The sequence below is a fragment of the Ferruginibacter sp. genome (assembly GCF_049840995.1).
Taxonomy (GTDB): domain Bacteria; phylum Bacteroidota; class Bacteroidia; order Chitinophagales; family Chitinophagaceae; genus Ferruginibacter.
In genome coordinates this window covers 59,525-77,097 of record NZ_JASGIP010000009.1, presented here as the reverse complement: position 1 = coordinate 77,097, position 17,573 = coordinate 59,525, and the positions used below count along the sequence as shown (strand labels likewise).

The window sequence follows — 17,573 nt, the reverse complement described above, 5'->3', positions numbered from 1 at the left end:
AACTCACAAAAATCTAACAAAATGAAAACGTTTAAATTACTTGCCCTTTTCATTACAATTGTGGCAATTTCCTGTAAAAAGACAGCAACTAAAAAAGAGGACGATCAGAGTATTACAAATGAATCTTCAATCTCTCAGGTTTTGCTTTCAGAAAATCTGCAAGAGCAAAAAAACATGTACAAACTTTTAACAGCCAATGAAAAGGCTGTAATATGGAAAAGAAAATTTGAAAAGGCGCTAACAAACAAGGAGCTTACCGCCGAACAAAAAGCGTTTATAACAAAAATAAAAGAAACCATAGACCCTCAATTATTTAGTCAGGATAAAACATATTTTATCAAAACACTTAATGAAAAAGAGATTAAAAGTACGGCAATAAAGTTATTTGGTATTTCAACTGCTCATGCATTATTATGCAGTATTTCCAATCAAGCTGTTTTAGATGCCTCCACACTAAATCCCTCTTTGGCTCCCCAAAAATGCACGTGTTCAAAAAGTGATGACTGGTGCGATGGTGCATTAACATGCCAAAGTGCAGGCTGTACTGATACATCAGGAGGATGTGGATTATTATGGGCGTACGATTGTAATGGTAATTGTCAGAAAACAATAATAATTATTACATAAAATAAATTACAGTACTAACAAATACAACTGCAAAAATTTCTGCATCATTATAATCCAAACATGAAAAAGAAATATCTTATTTATCTATTTTTAATTTTAGGCTGCACCAATAATCCACAAAGAAAACAAAATTACAGGCTATCCTCAGACACTATCGATTTTATCAACCTGCCATATCGCGATACATTAAACAAAATCATCTACCTGCAAAACGAATCTGATTCTCTTCTTTATGTAAAAAAAATAGAAACAGAGTGTGGGTGCACTGCAGTACAAATAAAAGATTCTTTAGTGAAGCCCGGAGACAGCACCCCCATTCAAATACGTTATGTACCAAGCGCCGCAAATGACACTGGGAACATTATGAAGTTTATAACATTTCGTGTAAATTCCGTTCCTACTTTTGTAAACGTTACTATTAAAGGCAAAATATTAAGATGAAAAAGAATGTACTTTTTTTATTTATCATTATATTTTCATTAATAAGTATTGCTTTTTTTATAGCAGTAAGCTACCTTGGCAAGTTTAGTTTTAATATAAAGATTTTTGTAGGCACAATTGCATACTTCGCAGGAACCTTTTTTGCTTTGAAAAATATAAAAGCAGTGAAGGCATCTCATTTATTCTTAATTATTCTGTTGCCGGTATTTGCTTTTTTTTTAATAGTAAATGTCTTTGACTACAGAGCTTCTGTTGTCAGTTTTCCTTCCAATGCGTTTATCATCATTAGCATTATATCGGGATATTTATTCTTCCTGAAAAAAAATCTGTTAGTGCCAATTTTATTATCCTTATTTACCGGATCGTGGCTATTATATTTTCAAGAATTTTACTTAAATAAAAGAAATTACGGTACGTTTACAAAAACGGTACACTTCAAAAATCCCGCCCAATTATTCTATGATAGTTCAGGAAATAAAGTAATTATACCCGCACAGGCAAAAACAGTTGTTTTGGATTTTTGGAACTCAAATTGTGGAGCTTGTTATGATCTCTTCCCTTTTATTGATAGTATCAATAAAATTACTGACACCTCAAAAATTAAAATCTATACCGTGAATGTACCGATAAGGAATGAAAAAATGGCCAACAATTATCACAAGCTCGACAAATTCAAATATACTTTTTCGCAGCTGTTTGTCGAAGACGATAAAATACTCGATTTTTTACAAATCAAGTATTTTCCTACAGCCATCGTAGTTAAAAATGAAATCATTGTATTTCGCGGAGACTTTGAATCTGCTATAGCACAAATTAAAACCGAATGAGTATAAAATATCTTTACCCCTCTAACCGGTTTTTAACGTCAATTTTCCTGCTTGGTCAGTATCTCCTTCTTCATCTTTTCCCAAAAACCATCAAAGGTCTGGTGATTTTCTTCTTTCCATTTTTTACTGAAAGCCCTTATTTTTTCAGTCCGGTCATCTTTGGTAAGCCGGAAGAATGCCGTGATAGCTTCTCCATCATATTCATGCGCCATCTGGTTGTACAGTTCTTTCAATTGATGCTCCTTACGGATATTGCTGCGGGCAATCTCAATTTCCATTTCTTCCCGCAACTGCACCTTTTCATCATAACTGCCACTGGGCAATAATGTTTTTGCAATTACCGGCATCAGTTCTATCAGCATTAAAATAAATACAATGAGGTAATAACGGAATTCCAGCGCAGGATTATTCTTCAGCAGGTTGCTCAATGCATCCACCCTGGTTAAAAATCCATTATTAAGGTACTGGGTAAACGCAGTTTCTTCTGCCTTTATCTTCCCTTCCATTTCGTTCAACTCTTTATCAATGCCATCCAGTTTGGCCTGTTCCGTTTTTGCAGTAAGCTGGTAGGCCTCATCCAGTTTTTGATATTCGTTCCGCTTAGCAATAGCAATATCTTTTATGCCTACTTTGCCGGTACCGCCGCTGCCATCCGTTTCGGATAAAAAATTCTGCCGGGCTTTATTCACTTCTGCATATTTATTATCCAGGTCGGTTTTAATTTTTTCTTTTTGCTGTAACAATTCATTCTTACGGTTGCTGTACAGCGAATCCAGTTCCTGCCGTTTCACCATTTTTCTTTTTTCATTGTCCAGCGAGGTCTGCATTTTTATTTCTTTATCGAACATATACAATACCGCAGGCTGCGCCATAAATGTACCAATGGTAAGTGCAAGCAGCGCCCTGAACAATAGCGGTGTAAATTTCTTTTTATTGAATTTGGTGATGCCTTTTATCAATGCCCTGTCGATGGTGAGAATGATAAAGCCCATAAAAATACCCAGCGCCACGGCGAGTAAAGTGGAATCAACAATGGTGCTGAAAAAATAGGTCCAGGTAAAACTGGCAAACAGCCAGGTTGCCAGCACCGTCATACCAATAATGCGGTAACGGTTACGGTCAACAACAGAATCGATCAATATTTCTCTTTCGGCTGTGGACAGCCACCATAAAAATTCAGTTAACTGGGAAGGCTCGTAGGTTTCCCTTTGGGAAACAGGAATATTTCTTTCTGTCATTTTTAATAATTAAAATGAATTAATAAATGTTCAAAAGTTGAGTTGAACCAGAAAGACGAGTTGAAGTGATTGCAAAATAATTAATCCCTCCGTATTAACGGAATGTTATGGCATTTATTTCGGCGTTGGCAATACATTAACAGTTTATTAAAAACATCCTTTAAACTTCGGTTGCTCAAACCCATCTATTCTCATATCTTTGCGCCGTTTAAACGGTTAGCTTGTTTTAAAATAACACCTGTTAAAATGAAAAAAATATACTGTACTTTATTATTGAATGTATTGGCTTTTTTAACCATCAGCGCACAACCTCCTAAAGGAATGGGGCAAAGCGATCCTGATGCTAAAAAAGTACTGGATGCGGTAAGCGCCAAATTCAAGACCTTTAAGAATGTTACGGCAAAATTCTCTTTAAAGATGGAGAACAGCGCCGGTAAAAGCCTGGGTGCTAAAACAGGTACCGTATACATGAAAGGTACCAAGTACAGGATCAGCGTAACCGGGCAGGAAATATTCTGCGATGGCTCTAATGTATGGACCTACGATAAGGCCAGCAACGAAGTTACCATCAGCAAGCTGGATCCCACTAACAATACCATCACTCCACAAAAATTATTCACCAACTTTTACGATAAAGACTTTTTGTACAAACTCAACGGCGAGGTAAAAGGCATACAGGAAGTGGAATTAACTCCCATTGATAAAAGCAAGGCATTTCATAAAGTGCTGGTGAGTATCAATAAAGCTTCACAAACCATCGCTACCACCAAAGTGTTTGAAAAAACCGGAAACCGTTATACTTATACCGTTTCCAGTATGAACACCAGCAGTGCTGTTGCAGACAACCAGTTTGTGTTTGATGCGAAAAAATATCCCGGTGTGGAAGTGGTTGATCTCAGGTAATCTTAATACAACGCATTATAGGAAAAGGACTGGAATTTTTCAGTCCTTTTTTATTGCCCCCAACGGAAAGTTTTGATATCAATTCCGGCAAGGTCCAGCGCCCTGTCTACTACCGTGGCGGCAAGTTCTTCAATGCTTTTGGGCAGGCTGTAAAAAGAAGGCGTGGCAGGGCAAATAATGCCGCCTGCAAGGGTAATGGTTTCCATATTGCGGATGTGGATAAGGTTGTAAGGCATATCCCTGGCAACGCATATCAACCGGCGCCGCTCCTTTAAGATCACATCTGCGGCCCTGGAAATAAGGTCGTTGGAGATGCCGCCTGCAATGCGGCCCAGTGTGCCCATGCTGCAGGGTATGATGATCATGGTATTATACTGCCCCGAGCCGGAAGCAAAGGGTGCATTAAAATCCTGCTGGCTATAGAATTTTACCGGTAAGTTCCTGTAATCGTGGTTGTTAAGCTCTGTCTGCCATACCTGTTTGGCATTTTCCGTCATCACCACCGCCAGTTCGGCCCATTGCTCCTTTGCATGTAGTAATTTTTCTAATAATATTTTAGCGTAAATTGAACCACTTGCCCCCGTGATGGCAATTACAATTTTATTCATTTATTTGCGTTTTCAAACAATCTAAGCTACAAAACAATTAATTCATGCAAAAGGTTAAATATTTTTTGGTGTTGATGGCATTGCCGGTGCTGTTATTCTCTTTTAAAACAGAAAAAAAAGAAAAGATCAACTGGCTGAGTATTTCAGAATTAAGTGCAGCATACAGCAAAAATCCAAAACCTGTTATCATTGATGTATATACCAGCTGGTGCGGCTGGTGTAAAGTAATGGACAAAGAAACCTATGCCAATGATAAAGTAGCTGCTTACATCAACGAAAATTATTATGCGGTAAAATTCGATGCAGAATCAAAAGACAGCGTTGAATTCAGCGGAAAAAAATACGGTTTCAATCCTGCTTATAAGGCCAACGACCTGGCAGTATATCTTTTATATGGCCGTATGGGTTATCCCACCACGGTTTTATTATCCACGCTGGACGCACAGCCGGCGCCGTTATCGGGTTATCTGAAACCATCAGAGCTGGAACCCCCTTTAAAATTCTTTGGCAATGGTGTTTACAAGACCAAGAATTTTCCTGATTACATGAAAGAATTCACTGCTTCATGGTAAAATATTTACAACCATGCAACCACTGAGAAACGATTATCGACTTATTTAATGGTTTTTCATAGGATAAGGTTTAATGGTTAATGGTTTTCGATTAGCGCCGGGCCCCGAAAGGGATCCGGTTTTTTTTATGTGCAGATGTCGTAATTTCCATTTTCAATTCATTTCATGTCGGCACCAAAACTTCAGCGCAGCCTCGGGCTTTTTCACTCCACGGTTTTAAATATGATCGACATGGTGGGCATCGGCCCCTTTGTTACGCTGCCTATTGTAATGGGGCTGATGGGCGGCATGTTCCTCTATGCATGGATCGCCGGCGCGGTGCTTTCGCTGGTGGATGCGATGATATGGAGCGAACTGGGTGCCGCTTACCCGCTGGCCGGCGGCAGCTATAATTTCCTAAAGGAATCGTATGGCAAGAACGGCATGGGCCGCATGATGAGTTTTTTGTATGTATGGCAAACGGTGATACAGGCACCGCTGGTGGCGGCCTCGGCAGCCATCGGTTTTTCGCAGTACCTCGGCTACCTGGTGCACCTGGATGCCTGGCAGCAAAAAGCCGTTTCGGGCCTGGTGATCATCCTGATCACCTTCCTGCTGTACCGCAAGATCGACAGCATTGGAAAGATCGGCGTATTACTCTGGAGCGGCGTTTTACTTACACTGGGCTGGATCATTTTCGGGGGCATTGCACATGGTAATTTCCTGCAGCCTTTAAAAGATATCAATAACGATTTTGAATGGGGCAAACTGGTTTCATTTGTATTTGGGCAGGCCTGTATAAAATCAATTTACAGTTACCTTGGCTATTACAATGTCTGTCACCTGGGAGGCGAAATAAAAGATCCCGGCAGGAATATTCCCCGCAGCATGTTCATTTCGGTGATCGGTATTGCCATTCTATACCTTGCATTGAATACCAGTGTAAGCAGCGTGATACCCTGGCAGGAAATAAAACAATGGGAAGCCACCAAACTGGGCAATGCAGCCGATAAAAGCAATTACGTGGTAAGCATATTCATCGAAAGATTGTATGGCGGCACGGCAGCTAAAATTGCCACGGTAATGATACTCTGGGTGGCCCTGGCCTCCTTGTTTGCAGTAATGTTGGGCTACTCCCGGGTACCTTATGCAGCGGCGGCAGATGGCGCTTTTTTTAAAATATTCGGCAAACTGCATCCCACCAAGAATTTCCCTTACGTATCCCTTTTGATATTGGCAGGCTTTGCCTTTATCTTCAGCATGCTGTTCAAAATGAAACATGTTATTGATGGCATACTCGCCATGCGTATCATTGTGCAATTCATTGGGCAGGCCATCGGGGTAATGCTGTTAAGGAAGCGAAATGGCACGACTCATTTGACCTATAAAATGCCTTTATATCCCCTCCCGGTGATCTTGGCCATTGCGATATGGCTGGCTGTTTTTTTCGCTACCGGCCTTACCATAATCATTTCTTTTTTGGTGGTTTTTGGAAGCGGCGTGATCGTGTACTTTATTTATGCCAGGCTGCAGGGTAAATGGCCTTATACGTCCGGGAATATTGCGGACGAAGAAGAGCTGGTGGAACAGATAGGGCAATGATCCTTACAAAATAGAGTTACTGATCAGGAATTTGCCGGTACAGAGGAACAGCGCAACCAGGATTACCAGGTTAACTGCGATCAACATTTTTTTCATAGCGTCAGAATTTTATTTTTAGTCCCGTTGCAATACCAACCGCATTAGGATACACTTTTACCGCAGCGTCTTTATTAATGGCATTCAGGGCAAAATTGGCCGTCGGTGTAATATTTAACGCAATTCTCTTATTAAAATTATATTCCAATCCCAAGCCTGCAAATGCACTATAATAGTTGGATTTTAAACCGTAGATATTATTGCTGGTTTGTTTTTCCTTTGTAGAGCCCTGTACTATCTCTGTTTCAATTTTTTGTTTGGTTAAAAAATTGGCAGTAGCACCGATCATAGGTATGATACTGAGTTTCCCCAGGGGAATAGTATAATTCACTGCCAGCGGCACACTGATATACTGCAATGAATTAACAGAAGCTACGGTGCTCACGCTATCACCAACAGAAGGTGTATTACCGCCCTTGGGCGAGATATAGATAAAGCCGGAAGAACAGTCAAAACGGTATTTTACCTTACCCTCATTATCCAATTTAGCATATATCCTTTTAGGCTCGATATCCACTTTTTTCTTTACATAACCAATACCGGTTTGCACACTCCATCTTTTGGTCAAAGGCACTTCAGCCAATATTCCGAATGATGCGATCGTTTCTTTTGTTTCGCCTTCTTTTGCCTGCTCCCTGTTGTACCTGGGCGGCGGGCCTGTATTGGCATTGGTGCGGTCATCTACCACCCTGTTAAAACTAAACTGCGGTGCATAATACGGCATTATATTAAAGTGAAATGACCTGTCTTTTTTAGGCTTACTGTTTTTTGCTACCGCTTCTGGGGATGTTCTTTTGGTAAGCTCCTTTAATTCATTTTTACGGGTGGCAATATTTAATGCTGTTGCCTTTTCGTTTTGCAGTGCAGCCAGTTCGGCAATATTACCTGTATTAGCCGTTTTATCAGTATTGTTTTGAGCTACATTATCTTCATCACCCTCTGTATCTTCAACAGCACGGCCATTTTTGATACGGATCTTTGTTTTGTGTGTGGAGTTCCTTTTATTATTACCTCTGCCTTTATTTTCAGTAACGGTACCGGATACACTATTATCTTCGTTAACTGCTTCGTCATCATTTGTTGCAACGGGTTGTTTAATTTTAATGGTATTACGGCCATTCTGCTGCTGAATAGTAATGCCTTTTTCTGCAGATGTTGGTATTGTTGCTGATGAAGTGCTGGAGTTTTCTTTTGTGGCATCGATCACTGCATTACGGGTCTCATTACTACCCGATGCAGTGCTGTTAGTTTCTTCAGCTGCCTTGTCATCTCCGTTGGTGCCGGCAACTGTCTTATCCTGCTCCCCTGCTTTACTGCTGCCTGTATTATTATCAGCAGCCTGGTTGGCTGGGTTATTCTTACCATCATTCTGTACGATCGTTTCGCCACCTGTTTTCTTCGACTCTATCTCGTAAATAATGGTACCTGTTAAAAGCAGCAGCAGGGCAATAGCCAGGCGCTTCAGGTTATTGTATTTCCTTTTTATCTGGATGATGTTCGATTTATCCAGGTTATTATCAATAGCATCCCACACCTTACCGGAAGGCATTTCCTGGTGCTCGTCGATAGCATCCCTGAATAACTTATCAATATCGTGTAAATTTTCACTCATAAGCTAAATGGTGTTTTGTTTAGCGATCTGTGCGCTGCTCATAACAGCTTTTTTCAAAATGGCCCTTGCATCTGATAGATTGGATTTGGAAGTTCCTTCTGAAATGCCCAGCAGTTCTGCTATTTCCCTGTGCTTCATTCCTTCAAAAACATACAGGTTAAAAACCATGCGGTAAGCCGATGGCAATAATTGCACCATCTGCAGTAATTCCTTTGTTCCAAGTTGGGAGGATATGTTTTCCGAACCGCCGTATTCTGTTTTTACATCATCAATATTCACTACAGCATGCAAATGCGATTTACTACGGAACTTCTGCAGGGCACAGTTCACCATTATCTTCCTTACCCAGCCCTCGAAGGAACCGGCAAATTTAAATTGTTGTAAATTTTCAAATACTTTCATAAAACCCTCCTGCAAAGTTTCTTCTGCTTCTTCCCTGTTCCTTGAATACCGCAGGCATATAACAAACATCTTGGGCGCCAGCAATGCATACAACCTGCTCTGGGAATGTCTTTCCCCTTTAATACATAGTTGTATAAGCTGGTTTAATTGCTCCTGCATATGGTGAATATTGCTAAGATGCTAAGTGAATGTTAAATGGTTGGGTAAAAAATAAAATTATTTTTTCCACCCAACCTTTTGATCCTAAGTCAGCATCTGCTGTTTTAGAATTGGTTGATCAAAATTATCACACACAAAAGATAATTCACCAATAAGGTCTTTTTTTAACCGGGATTTTACCAAATTTTTGGGTCGCTGTAGTGGTTGCTACTACAATACAGGTAGTACAATGCGGACAAATGCCTGCACAGGCAGGACATTGAGGAGATGAAAGCAGCCTTCCCGGTTTTAAAAACTGTATACAAAAGCAGCAATGCTTTTGCAACAAAGGTTAAGTAAGGTTTATGGCGAATACAATCCAAGCAGGCTTATTTCTATAAGCCTGCTCTATTTTGTTTTTCGTGACTTTTACCTGACAATCCAATGTATCAATAAATCCATTTAAACACCCTTTTATCATCTTCACTTATGTTTAACAGTAACAGAAAGCAATAAGGATACTATTTTTTTATTTGGGATGTTACATAAGCAGCACCTATCACTAAAAACTATTTAACGACACACAGACTTTTACATTATCCTGTTTTCTTCACCTAAATGTAAATCCAATGAAGTCTGTATTCAACAAAACTGTGCTCACTATTTTTTTTGTATCCGGAACCGCTTATTATTCCACCGCACAGATCAATCTTTCCAAATATGAGATAGGTTTAAATGCCGGAGTTTTTGTGTACCAGGGCGATCTTACACCGCAACAACTGGGTTCGTATAAAACTATGAAGCCGCAGCTGGCACTGCAGCTGTACCGTATCCTCAATCCTTACTTTTCTGTACGGTTGAATATCAACCGCGGCAAATTATATGGTAATGATGCCGTTTATTCAAACCCCGACTGGAGAAAGTACAGGAATTTTAATTTTACCACACCTGTTACTGAATTATCGGTACAGGCTGTATGGAATATTACCAACCGCAACAATACACGGCTTACGCCTTACCTGTTTGCCGGTGCAGGATTGTCTTTTGTAAAAATAAAAAGAGACTGGAGCAACATCGACCCCACTATATTTCCTGAAGATGGGGAAGTAATGAATGGATTGGCAACCGACGCAGCCCGTTCATTGCCACGCACCATACCTGTGATACCGGCGGGAGTTGGTTTGCGCTATGCTTTAAGCGATCGTATTTCTTTAACAGCAGAAACAAGTTATCGATTTAGCTTTACCGATTACCTGGATGGTTTCAGCCAGTCGGCAAATCCTAATAAGAACGATCATTACCTCAGCCACAGCATCGGCATCATCTATTCCTTCAATAAAAAGAACAGAACACTGGCATGCCCGGTAATGAGGTATTAGCAGCAATTGATTTAAACCCCGGCAGTGGTGATAGCCCTGCCGGTGGTTATCTATGTCCTTGCAGGAATAGCCTGCAGTTCGTTTAAAGTACCATCAGTGCATTGAAAAGCCATGCAGTAGCTGCCGTTGGTAATGACCAGGTACGGCACCTGCATGGTTATATTATAGCGCAGCGCCTGGTCCAGCACCTGGCGGTTGAGGGAAACATTCATTTCCTTGCATTCAATGATCATCCAGGGTTTGGAATGCACATCATATACCACGATATCAAAGCGTTTTTTAAGATCACCCAGCCTGATTTCTTTTTCTACGGCCAGTAATGAGGGTGGATATTTTTTTACCTGGATAAGATATTCCAGGAAATTCTGCCGTACCCATTCTTCAGGTGTCAATACCACCCAGCGTTTTCTTACTGCATCAAAAATAAATTCCGTATCATTTTCCTTTTTTATCCTGGGTTGATATGGCGGGTATTCAATCTTTATCATTGAAGCTGAGCAGAATTTTGTAATTTTAAAAAATGCAATGTACTGAATCCATTGCGGAACAAAGCTATCGGTGCTGCAATTCATTCAGCCGCTGTAAAAAAGTAAAAGAAATATGAAATCGAAAGAAGAAATTGTAAACAACTGGCTGCCGAGGTATACTGGCGAGACTTTAGAAAATTTTGGTGAATATATCCTGCTCACTAATTTCAGTAATTATGTAGAAATGTTTGCCGAGTGGAATAATGTGCAGGTGATCGGTCGCGACAGGCCCATGCAATGCGCCACCGCACAAAATATCACCATTATCAATTTTGGAATGGGCAGCCCCGGCGCCGCCACTGTAATGGACCTGTTGAGTGCCATACATCCCAAAGCCGTTTTATTTTTAGGCAAATGCGGTGGCTTAAAAAAGCGCCACCATATCGGCGACCTGATACTGCCTATTGCCGCTATGCGTGGAGAAGGAACAAGTAACGATTATTTCCCTCCCATCGTTCCGGCATTACCATCGTTCAGCCTGCAGAAAGCTATCTCTACCACTATCAGGGATTATGAAACAGATTACTGGACCGGCACGGTGTACACCACCAACCGCAGGGTTTGGGAACACGATGATGAATTTAAATTATACCTGGAAAAAGTAAGGGCCTATGCCATTGATATGGAAACCGCCACTATTTTTTCTGTTGGATTTTATAACCGCATTCCCACCGGTGCATTATTGCTTGTAAGCGATCAGCCCATGGTACCCGAAGGCGTAAAAACAGAGGCCAGCGATAAAAAAGTTACCGCAGGTTTTGTCGAGCGCCATTTAAAGATCGGCATCGATTCACTAAAACAGCTGATCAATAACGGACTCACTGTAAGACATTTGAAATTTTAGTATACGGAAGCTCCTGCTTCCGTTAATATTCAGACTACTGGAAGCGGAAACTTCCAGGCACAAGATGCCATCTCTTCTTTCCATACAAAACCTTTCTGTGCAGTTCAGCAATGAAGGCAACAAAACTGTTGCCGTAAAGAACAGTTCGCTGGAAATAAAAAAAGGAGAGATCGTAGCAATAGTTGGCGAGAGCGGTTCGGGCAAATCGGTAACAGCGCTTTCGCTGATGCAGTTATTGTCCGGCAATCCCACTGTTTCGGGCAAGACCCTTTTTTTTCAGCAGGACAGGCCACCGGCCAACCTGGTCAATCTTGCTGCGGACAGGATCAATGATTTTCGTGGCAGAAAGATCGCCATGATCTTCCAGGAGCCGATGACATCGCTTAATCCTGTTTTTACCTGCGGTAAACAGGTCGTGGAATCTATCCGGCAGCACCAGGACATTTCTGTAAAAGCAGCCCGGCAAAAGACCATCGAACTTTTTGAAAAAGTAAAATTACCTGATCCTGCGTCTATTGCCGACCGTTATCCACATCAATTGAGCGGCGGGCAGAAACAAAGGGTAATGATCGCAATGGCCATCAGCAGCAATCCTTCATTACTGATAGCCGATGAACCCACGACTGCACTGGATGTGACCGTGCAAAAAAATATACTGGAACTGATAAGAGAACTGCAGCTGCAAAACAGGATGGCTGTTATTTTGATCACCCACGACCTGGGCATTGTTGCAGATATTGCCGATAAAGTAGTAGTGATGTACAAGGGAGAAATTGTGGAACAGGGACCTACAAAAGATGTTTTAAAAGCCCCGCAACATAATTATACCAGGGCCCTGCTTGCCTGCCGCCCTGCGGGCAAAAAAAAGGAGCAAGGCTGCCCGTGGTGAGCGACTTTATCAATGGCAATAATGTAGAAGCATCAAGTGCACCAATTACAGAAAATATAACGGAATCATCTGCCGCAACTCCTGTTTTACAGGTGGAAAATTTAAAAGTATATTTTCCCGTTAAGAAAAATTTACTGGGCAGGCCATCGCAATTTTTCAAAGCGGTGGATGATGTGAGTTTTGAAGTACTGCAGGGCGAAACACTGGGCCTGGTAGGTGAAAGCGGTTGCGGCAAGACCACGCTGGGCCGTACTATTTTACAATTGGTAAAACCTACCGAAGGGAAAATTTATTTACAGGGAAAAGATATCACCAATGTCCGTGCCGCCGAATTGCGTACTATGCGCAAAGACCTGCAGATCGTTTTCCAGGATCCTTATGGTTCACTCAATCCCAGGATCACCATCGGGGAATCCATACTGGAACCATTATCCGTGCACGGCATATTGGGCAACAACAATGAGCGTAAAGAAAAAGTAATGGAGCTGTTGCAAAAAGTAAGTTTGCTGCCGGAACATTTTAACCGATATCCGCACCAGTTCAGCGGCGGGCAGCGCCAGCGCATCTGTATAGCAAGGGCACTGGCCCTTAATCCTTCTTTCCTCATTTTTGATGAAAGTGTTTCTGCACTGGATGTAAGCGTGCAGGCTCAGGTGCTGAATTTACTGAACGATCTTAAAAAAGAATTTGGTTTTACGTCAATATTCATCTCCCACGACCTTTCGGTAGTGCGCTATATCAGCGACCGTATGCTGGTAATGCACCAGGGAAAAATTGTGGAACAGGGCAATGCGGAAGATATTTACAATCATCCGCAAAACGAGTACACACAGCGTTTAATTGAAGCCATTCCCGGCAGTAAATTCCTTAATCTCCAAAACGGTTGGTCTTAATACGCTCTGTCAAAAAATCCTTATCATCACTGTCGTAATCATTGCCATAGAACTGCGCTGCGCTGCTGTGCATTTTATTCAGCATTGTTTTCATCAACTGCTGCAACTGTTCTTTTACCGGTTTTGTTTCATCCAGTTTGTTGCTGCTGCTCCTGTAATAACTGTAAGATGAAGAAGAAGTAAAATCATCATTATCATCATCAAACTCTTTTGCATTTTCCGGTTGCATGCCAAACGAAAGTATCTTCCATTTCTTTTCTTCTTTCTTATTCTTGTATTTAAAGAAGTATACCACGCCTTTTTTATTTTTATACGTTACGGGCACTTTATCCAGCAATGCCAGCGTATCATATTTATCGTAGGATGATGCGCTTACCAATGCACTTCGCACCAGGTCTGCCTGATTATTGAATTTTGCCGGGAATTTATCCAGCAGTTTTGCCTTCTTTAAACTGCGGTACAGGTCTATACGGTAATCTTCATCGGCAGCATAAAAATTAAGCAGCGTATCGGGCACAGGTCTTTTATTGCGTAATAAAAGCAGCATGGTATTGAACCTTATCTGCTTATTCTTCAGTTTCATCAGCTCGTCAAAAAACACCGGCACACCGGGATTCTTATCCCAATAAGGCTGCAGCAGCACGGCATAACTTTGCAGCAATGCATTGCCAGCATCATTATCACCGCGATCACTGCCGGATTCATCATCCTCATCGGCTTTGTTGGCTTTTTCTGCCTTTGCAATAGCCTTCTGACTTTCGCTGGCTTTTTCTTTTTTAAGCTCCTGTTTTGCCTCTGTATAAAACTTGGTAAAATAAAGATCGTAGGTCTTTGCATCCACGTAGCCGCTATCCACCATGGTGGTCAGCAATTCCATCACATTGCCTTTGTAATCATCCAGGTTGATCAGTTGCAGTATATCTGGAAAAACTACTTTTGCCAATGATAGTGTATCATATAACGGGTACCAGTTACCATCATCATCGTACGTACTGCGGGCTTTGCTGAAAGCTTTACTGAGTTTACCAACCTTCGCAATAAGATCGCTGTAATCGTAGCTGGAACTGCTGCCACCATCGATCACAACAGGTGGCTCCATAATGATCAGGTCCTTGAAGGCGATGAAAGAACTTTTGGTCTGCATACCTAATAAAGATTGCAGCACTGCATTCTGCAGGTCGGCAGTATCTTTTGCATCCACGTACAGTTTCTTTAAGTAAACCACCAGGTTGGTATCATTGGTCTCTTCCAGCCTGCCGATGAAGTTCTGCTTCATTTGCAGGTAATCCTTGGTTTTCCAGCTCAGCGTATCAATGATCTTTTTAAGCGAAGCCACGTCCGACGAATCAAATTCTATATTAGCCAATCGCTTCATGGCTTTTGCATGGGTGGCGCTGTCCTTGCTGGCAAAGTCGCGGAAGAATTCTGCATTCTTCTTTACAAAAGGCGATTCCCCCTTCAGTGTATCAGCAGGTTTAAAAGTTTGAATGATATTTGCCAAAAGGCTGCTGCGGGGTGTTAGTGTATCCGTAAGTGTTACTAATGCAAAATAGTTACCCGATTTATAAAACGATTTGGAAATAATGGTACGGCTGCTGTTGGTATCGGTAACCTGCTGAAACATATAGCGCATTCCACTTGCAGTGATACCACTGTCTTTTTTAAGGTACAAATAACTCTGCGCTTTTTTAGCTGATCCCGAAAATTCAAAATCACTGTTGTTAAATACTTTGGAAGAATCTTTTACATAAGTGTTTTTCGGAGCTTTTGCCCAGGCAATAAACACTTTTTCACCGATCGTATCATTGCCAATCACTCTTACACCAAATTCAGGCACCTGGCTGTCATCATCATCGCCGCCATAACTTTCCATCATGTTCTTGATCGTCTCCATGATATCATTCTGCTTTTTACCTTCAGGAAAAAGCGGCGATTGCACGGTAAAATGCAAAGCGGTATCCACCCTGGGTTTTACTTCGGGATATATAAAAGGAACAATTTGAAATGATTCTATAAATTGTTTTACATTTTTTGTTTCGGCAGTATAATGCGCCATTGCAGCATAATAATTGGGGCCCTGCAATAGATACCTTACCGTGGTGAATGAACCATCTTTGTGTTTGTATTTACAATCAAGTATTGGATAGCCCTGCCATTTGCCCTGCAGCCTGCTTACCTGCTTATCGATCATTTCACTCGATGCAAAACTTTCATCCATTAAATTCAGGTCAAAAGTATCTTCTTCGATAAATCCATAATTATGCAAATTCGCTTTCATCAGGCTGTACGTGATATTTTCTTTATTATCTGCTGCCGTATATTCCAGGCGGTCGCTGCCAAAATCTTTTTGCATAATGGGTGTATGCGGCAGCTTAATGGCAAAACCTCCTGTGGCAGGCGTATAATTCACCCAGTTCTCTTCTTTGTACTGTGCTATGTTGATAGAATTGAAAAAGCGGTTGGCTTCTGTACCTTCCTGCACATAATCGCCGATACCACTGATCTTGAAGATCAATATCTCGAACGGCGTTACAAAAATATTATAGCGTTGTATATCGCCCCTCCTTGTTCTGTTGGTAACATCATATCCACGGTAACCGTTTTTAGTGACCGGTGATTTCTTCAATATCTTACCGGGAATATTCTCATATAAAAGGCTGTCCACTTTTTTATACACCGCATTCTCGTTATCGCCCAGCAACAGGCCATCTGTTTTAATACGGCTCACTACATAATAGGCGCCATTGCCCATATCTGCATATTGCTTGGTGTTCAGGTCGCCAAACCTGCTGAAGCTGTAAAATTTATCACCGGGTATCTCTACAGAAAATATTTTGTCATCGGACTGTATCGTTTTAAAATTCACCGGCACCCTTATCTTGTCAATGATGTCTTTTTGAAGGCCATCCCGTTCGCCCATTTTTACAGCCCGTAATTTATAGCCTTTGCTGCGCAGCATTTCTATCACGCCGCGTTTGCCGGGTAAGTGTGCACTGCCCACGCCTACAAACAAGCTTGTTTTGCTTTTAATGATCGAATCAATAGAGTTGGCCTGTATCTCGTTGCGTTTGTATAAAAACTTTTCTAAAAAAGCTTTGCTGTTGAATTGTTTACCTTCCAGGCTGTCCAGCATATCCAGGTCGCCTTTGCGGTAAGCATCTTCAATGGTGTAAGGGCTTTTTATATAATCATCATAACTGTAATCATCCCGGTCGTAATTCTTTTTCTTTTTTTCTTTGGCAGCATCTTTATAAGCTTCTGCCACCAGCTTTTCGCTCTCTTCAAAATTCTCCACGCCGGTCAGTTTTTTTCCCAGCTTGCTGCCTGTTTGAAAAATATACATATCCAGGTAAGTATCTTCTTCAAAATCGGCTCCCTGGTTATAAGTGCGATACAGCATACCATTGATCATAGCAGGTTCAGTTGCCATGGCCAGCTTTACATTGCTTTCGTATTTATCCACGGCAAAAGTATTCTTGCGCATGTAATCGTTGGGGATATCCAAAAATTTATATGCATAGTTGCTGATATCCGATGAACGGCTGTCGAAGATATTGGGCTTGCTGTAATCGTCCTGCCAGTTAGCAGGGTTGGTTTCCAGCGCTACCACATCCACATTCTTGATGGCATTGTAAAAAGAATCGGCTAAATGAAATGCCAGTTTATTGCTTACGTGCATAGTACCAAAAAGATAACTGGGTTTGGTCAGCCCGTTACCGGTTATCTCCCAAAGAAGACCCTGGTATTTTTTTTCTGGTTTTTTAGTGGCCTGGCTGGTTGCTGTTAGTACGGAAAGGGTAAATAGCAAAAGGGTTGCTGCTCTTTTCATGTATCGGTTAATTGTATAATAAAGATAATACAAAGATGATATAAGCCCCGCTATTCCACACTTGCAATTGTGCCATTTGGCAATCTGCTAACAATTAGCCGGCATTATGCTTTTTTGCCATATTACAGCCCGACTAATTAACATTTTTTACCATTACTGGGTTTTGC

16 protein-coding genes are annotated in these 17,573 nt (G+C 41.3%); 10 read left to right on the top strand and 6 right to left on the bottom strand.

All coding sequences use genetic code 11. The features are described 5' to 3' along the window. The first annotated feature begins 21 nt into the window (after positions 1-21). Genes QM738_RS24705 through QM738_RS24695 form a run of 3 tightly spaced genes read left to right on the top strand, consistent with a single transcriptional unit; the run spans position 22 to position 1,895 of the window. Positions 22-627 carry a bacteriocin fulvocin C-related protein gene (locus QM738_RS24705; RefSeq protein ID WP_462279453.1) on the top strand — a complete coding sequence of 202 codons (606 nt, stop codon included), beginning with the start codon at positions 22-24 and terminating at the stop codon, positions 625-627. A 60-nt stretch (positions 628-687) separates the two neighbouring features. Further along, entirely contained in the window at positions 688-1,068 is a 381-nt protein-coding gene (locus tag QM738_RS24700) for a DUF1573 domain-containing protein (protein ID WP_462279452.1), read from the top strand. Beyond that, positions 1,065-1,895, top strand: coding sequence for a TlpA family protein disulfide reductase (locus tag QM738_RS24695; protein WP_462279451.1), 831 nt, complete (start codon positions 1,065-1,067; stop codon positions 1,893-1,895). Before QM738_RS24700 ends, QM738_RS24695 begins: the two co-directional genes overlap by 4 nt. 38 nt (positions 1,896-1,933) lie before the next feature. On the opposite strand, the gene QM738_RS24690 is transcribed toward QM738_RS24695, so the two are convergent. Next, positions 1,934-3,133: a DUF4407 domain-containing protein gene (locus QM738_RS24690; RefSeq protein ID WP_462279450.1), complete on the bottom strand. Its 1,200-nt coding sequence runs from the start codon at positions 3,131-3,133 to the stop codon at positions 1,934-1,936. A 246-nt stretch (positions 3,134-3,379) separates the two neighbouring features. Between QM738_RS24690 and QM738_RS24685 the strand changes: the two genes are divergently transcribed. Continuing rightward, positions 3,380-4,036 (top strand): LolA family protein, encoded by a 657-nt coding sequence (locus tag QM738_RS24685; RefSeq protein ID WP_462279449.1) that lies wholly within the window; start codon positions 3,380-3,382, stop codon positions 4,034-4,036. Positions 4,037-4,086: 50 nt separating this feature from the next. Here QM738_RS24685 and QM738_RS24680 read toward each other — a convergent pair whose 3' ends face one another. Next, the gene (locus tag QM738_RS24680; protein ID WP_462279448.1) at positions 4,087-4,644 is read right to left on the bottom strand and encodes a UbiX family flavin prenyltransferase; all 558 of its coding nucleotides are present in this window, start codon (positions 4,642-4,644) and stop codon (positions 4,087-4,089) included. Between the two features lie 44 nt (positions 4,645-4,688). Here QM738_RS24680 and QM738_RS24675 point away from each other — a divergent pair, with 44 nt between their 5' ends. Next, positions 4,689-5,216 (top strand): thioredoxin family protein, encoded by a 528-nt coding sequence (locus tag QM738_RS24675; RefSeq protein ID WP_462279447.1) that lies wholly within the window; start codon positions 4,689-4,691, stop codon positions 5,214-5,216. Positions 5,217-5,381: 165 nt separating this feature from the next. Then, positions 5,382-6,797, top strand: coding sequence for an APC family permease (locus QM738_RS24670; protein WP_462279446.1), 1,416 nt, complete (start codon positions 5,382-5,384; stop codon positions 6,795-6,797). Positions 6,798-6,897: 100 nt separating this feature from the next. Here the strand turns inward: QM738_RS24670 and QM738_RS24665 are convergent, their stop codons facing one another. Further along, positions 6,898-8,505, bottom strand: a complete 1,608-nt coding sequence (locus tag QM738_RS24665; protein ID WP_462279445.1) for a hypothetical protein — start codon at positions 8,503-8,505, stop codon at positions 6,898-6,900. Between the two features lie 3 nt (positions 8,506-8,508). Further along, positions 8,509-9,066 carry an RNA polymerase sigma factor gene (locus tag QM738_RS24660; protein ID WP_462279444.1) on the bottom strand — a complete coding sequence of 186 codons (558 nt, stop codon included), beginning with the start codon at positions 9,064-9,066 and terminating at the stop codon, positions 8,509-8,511. A gap of 608 nt (positions 9,067-9,674) precedes the next feature. Between QM738_RS24660 and QM738_RS24655 the strand changes: the two genes are divergently transcribed. After that, the gene (locus QM738_RS24655; RefSeq protein ID WP_462279443.1) at positions 9,675-10,424 is read left to right on the top strand and encodes a DUF6089 family protein; all 750 of its coding nucleotides are present in this window, start codon (positions 9,675-9,677) and stop codon (positions 10,422-10,424) included. A gap of 50 nt (positions 10,425-10,474) precedes the next feature. Here QM738_RS24655 and QM738_RS24650 read toward each other — a convergent pair whose 3' ends face one another. Continuing rightward, the gene (locus tag QM738_RS24650; RefSeq protein WP_462279442.1) at positions 10,475-10,912 is read right to left on the bottom strand and encodes a type I restriction enzyme HsdR N-terminal domain-containing protein; all 438 of its coding nucleotides are present in this window, start codon (positions 10,910-10,912) and stop codon (positions 10,475-10,477) included. Positions 10,913-11,024: 112 nt separating this feature from the next. Here QM738_RS24650 and QM738_RS24645 point away from each other — a divergent pair, with 112 nt between their 5' ends. From QM738_RS24645 to QM738_RS24635, 3 genes are all read left to right on the top strand, one after another. After that, a complete protein-coding gene (locus tag QM738_RS24645; RefSeq protein WP_462279441.1) occupies positions 11,025-11,795 on the top strand; it encodes an AMP nucleosidase in 771 nt (256 codons plus the stop codon). A gap of 64 nt (positions 11,796-11,859) precedes the next feature. Continuing rightward, positions 11,860-12,684, top strand: a complete 825-nt coding sequence (locus tag QM738_RS24640) for an ATP-binding cassette domain-containing protein (RefSeq protein ID WP_462279440.1) — start codon at positions 11,860-11,862, stop codon at positions 12,682-12,684. Further along, on the top strand, positions 12,678-13,577 hold the full coding sequence (locus tag QM738_RS24635) for an ABC transporter ATP-binding protein (protein ID WP_462279439.1): 900 nt from the start codon (positions 12,678-12,680) through the stop codon (positions 13,575-13,577). The genes QM738_RS24640 and QM738_RS24635 overlap by 7 nt, the downstream gene beginning before the upstream one ends. Here the strand turns inward: QM738_RS24635 and QM738_RS24630 are convergent. Next, a complete protein-coding gene (locus tag QM738_RS24630; RefSeq protein ID WP_462279438.1) occupies positions 13,552-17,406 on the bottom strand; it encodes a TraB/GumN family protein in 3,855 nt (1,284 codons plus the stop codon). The two genes, QM738_RS24635 and QM738_RS24630, sit on opposite strands and share 26 nt — an antisense overlap. Positions 17,407-17,573: the final 167 nt, after the last annotated feature.

Excerpts from the sequence above, each read along its gene's own strand:
- QM738_RS24705 (WP_462279453.1), top strand. The coding sequence starts at position 22 with ATGAAAACGTTTAAATTACTTGCCCTTTTCATTACAATTGTGGCAATT.
- QM738_RS24700 (WP_462279452.1), top strand. The coding sequence starts at position 688 with ATGAAAAAGAAATATCTTATTTATCTATTTTTAATTTTAGGCTGCACC.
- QM738_RS24695 (WP_462279451.1), top strand. The coding sequence starts at position 1,065 with ATGAAAAAGAATGTACTTTTTTTATTTATCATTATATTTTCATTAATA.
- QM738_RS24690 (WP_462279450.1), bottom strand. The coding sequence starts at position 3,133 with ATGACAGAAAGAAATATTCCTGTTTCCCAAAGGGAAACCTACGAGCCT.
- QM738_RS24685 (WP_462279449.1), top strand. The coding sequence starts at position 3,380 with ATGAAAAAAATATACTGTACTTTATTATTGAATGTATTGGCTTTTTTA.
- QM738_RS24680 (WP_462279448.1), bottom strand. The coding sequence starts at position 4,644 with ATGAATAAAATTGTAATTGCCATCACGGGGGCAAGTGGTTCAATTTAC.
- QM738_RS24675 (WP_462279447.1), top strand. The coding sequence starts at position 4,689 with ATGCAAAAGGTTAAATATTTTTTGGTGTTGATGGCATTGCCGGTGCTG.
- QM738_RS24670 (WP_462279446.1), top strand. The coding sequence starts at position 5,382 with ATGTCGGCACCAAAACTTCAGCGCAGCCTCGGGCTTTTTCACTCCACG.
- QM738_RS24665 (WP_462279445.1), bottom strand. The coding sequence starts at position 8,505 with ATGAGTGAAAATTTACACGATATTGATAAGTTATTCAGGGATGCTATC.
- QM738_RS24660 (WP_462279444.1), bottom strand. The coding sequence starts at position 9,066 with ATGCAGGAGCAATTAAACCAGCTTATACAACTATGTATTAAAGGGGAA.
- QM738_RS24655 (WP_462279443.1), top strand. The coding sequence starts at position 9,675 with ATGAAGTCTGTATTCAACAAAACTGTGCTCACTATTTTTTTTGTATCC.
- QM738_RS24650 (WP_462279442.1), bottom strand. The coding sequence starts at position 10,912 with ATGATAAAGATTGAATACCCGCCATATCAACCCAGGATAAAAAAGGAA.
- QM738_RS24645 (WP_462279441.1), top strand. The coding sequence starts at position 11,025 with ATGAAATCGAAAGAAGAAATTGTAAACAACTGGCTGCCGAGGTATACT.
- QM738_RS24640 (WP_462279440.1), top strand. The coding sequence starts at position 11,860 with ATGCCATCTCTTCTTTCCATACAAAACCTTTCTGTGCAGTTCAGCAAT.
- QM738_RS24630 (WP_462279438.1), bottom strand. The coding sequence starts at position 17,406 with ATGAAAAGAGCAGCAACCCTTTTGCTATTTACCCTTTCCGTACTAACA.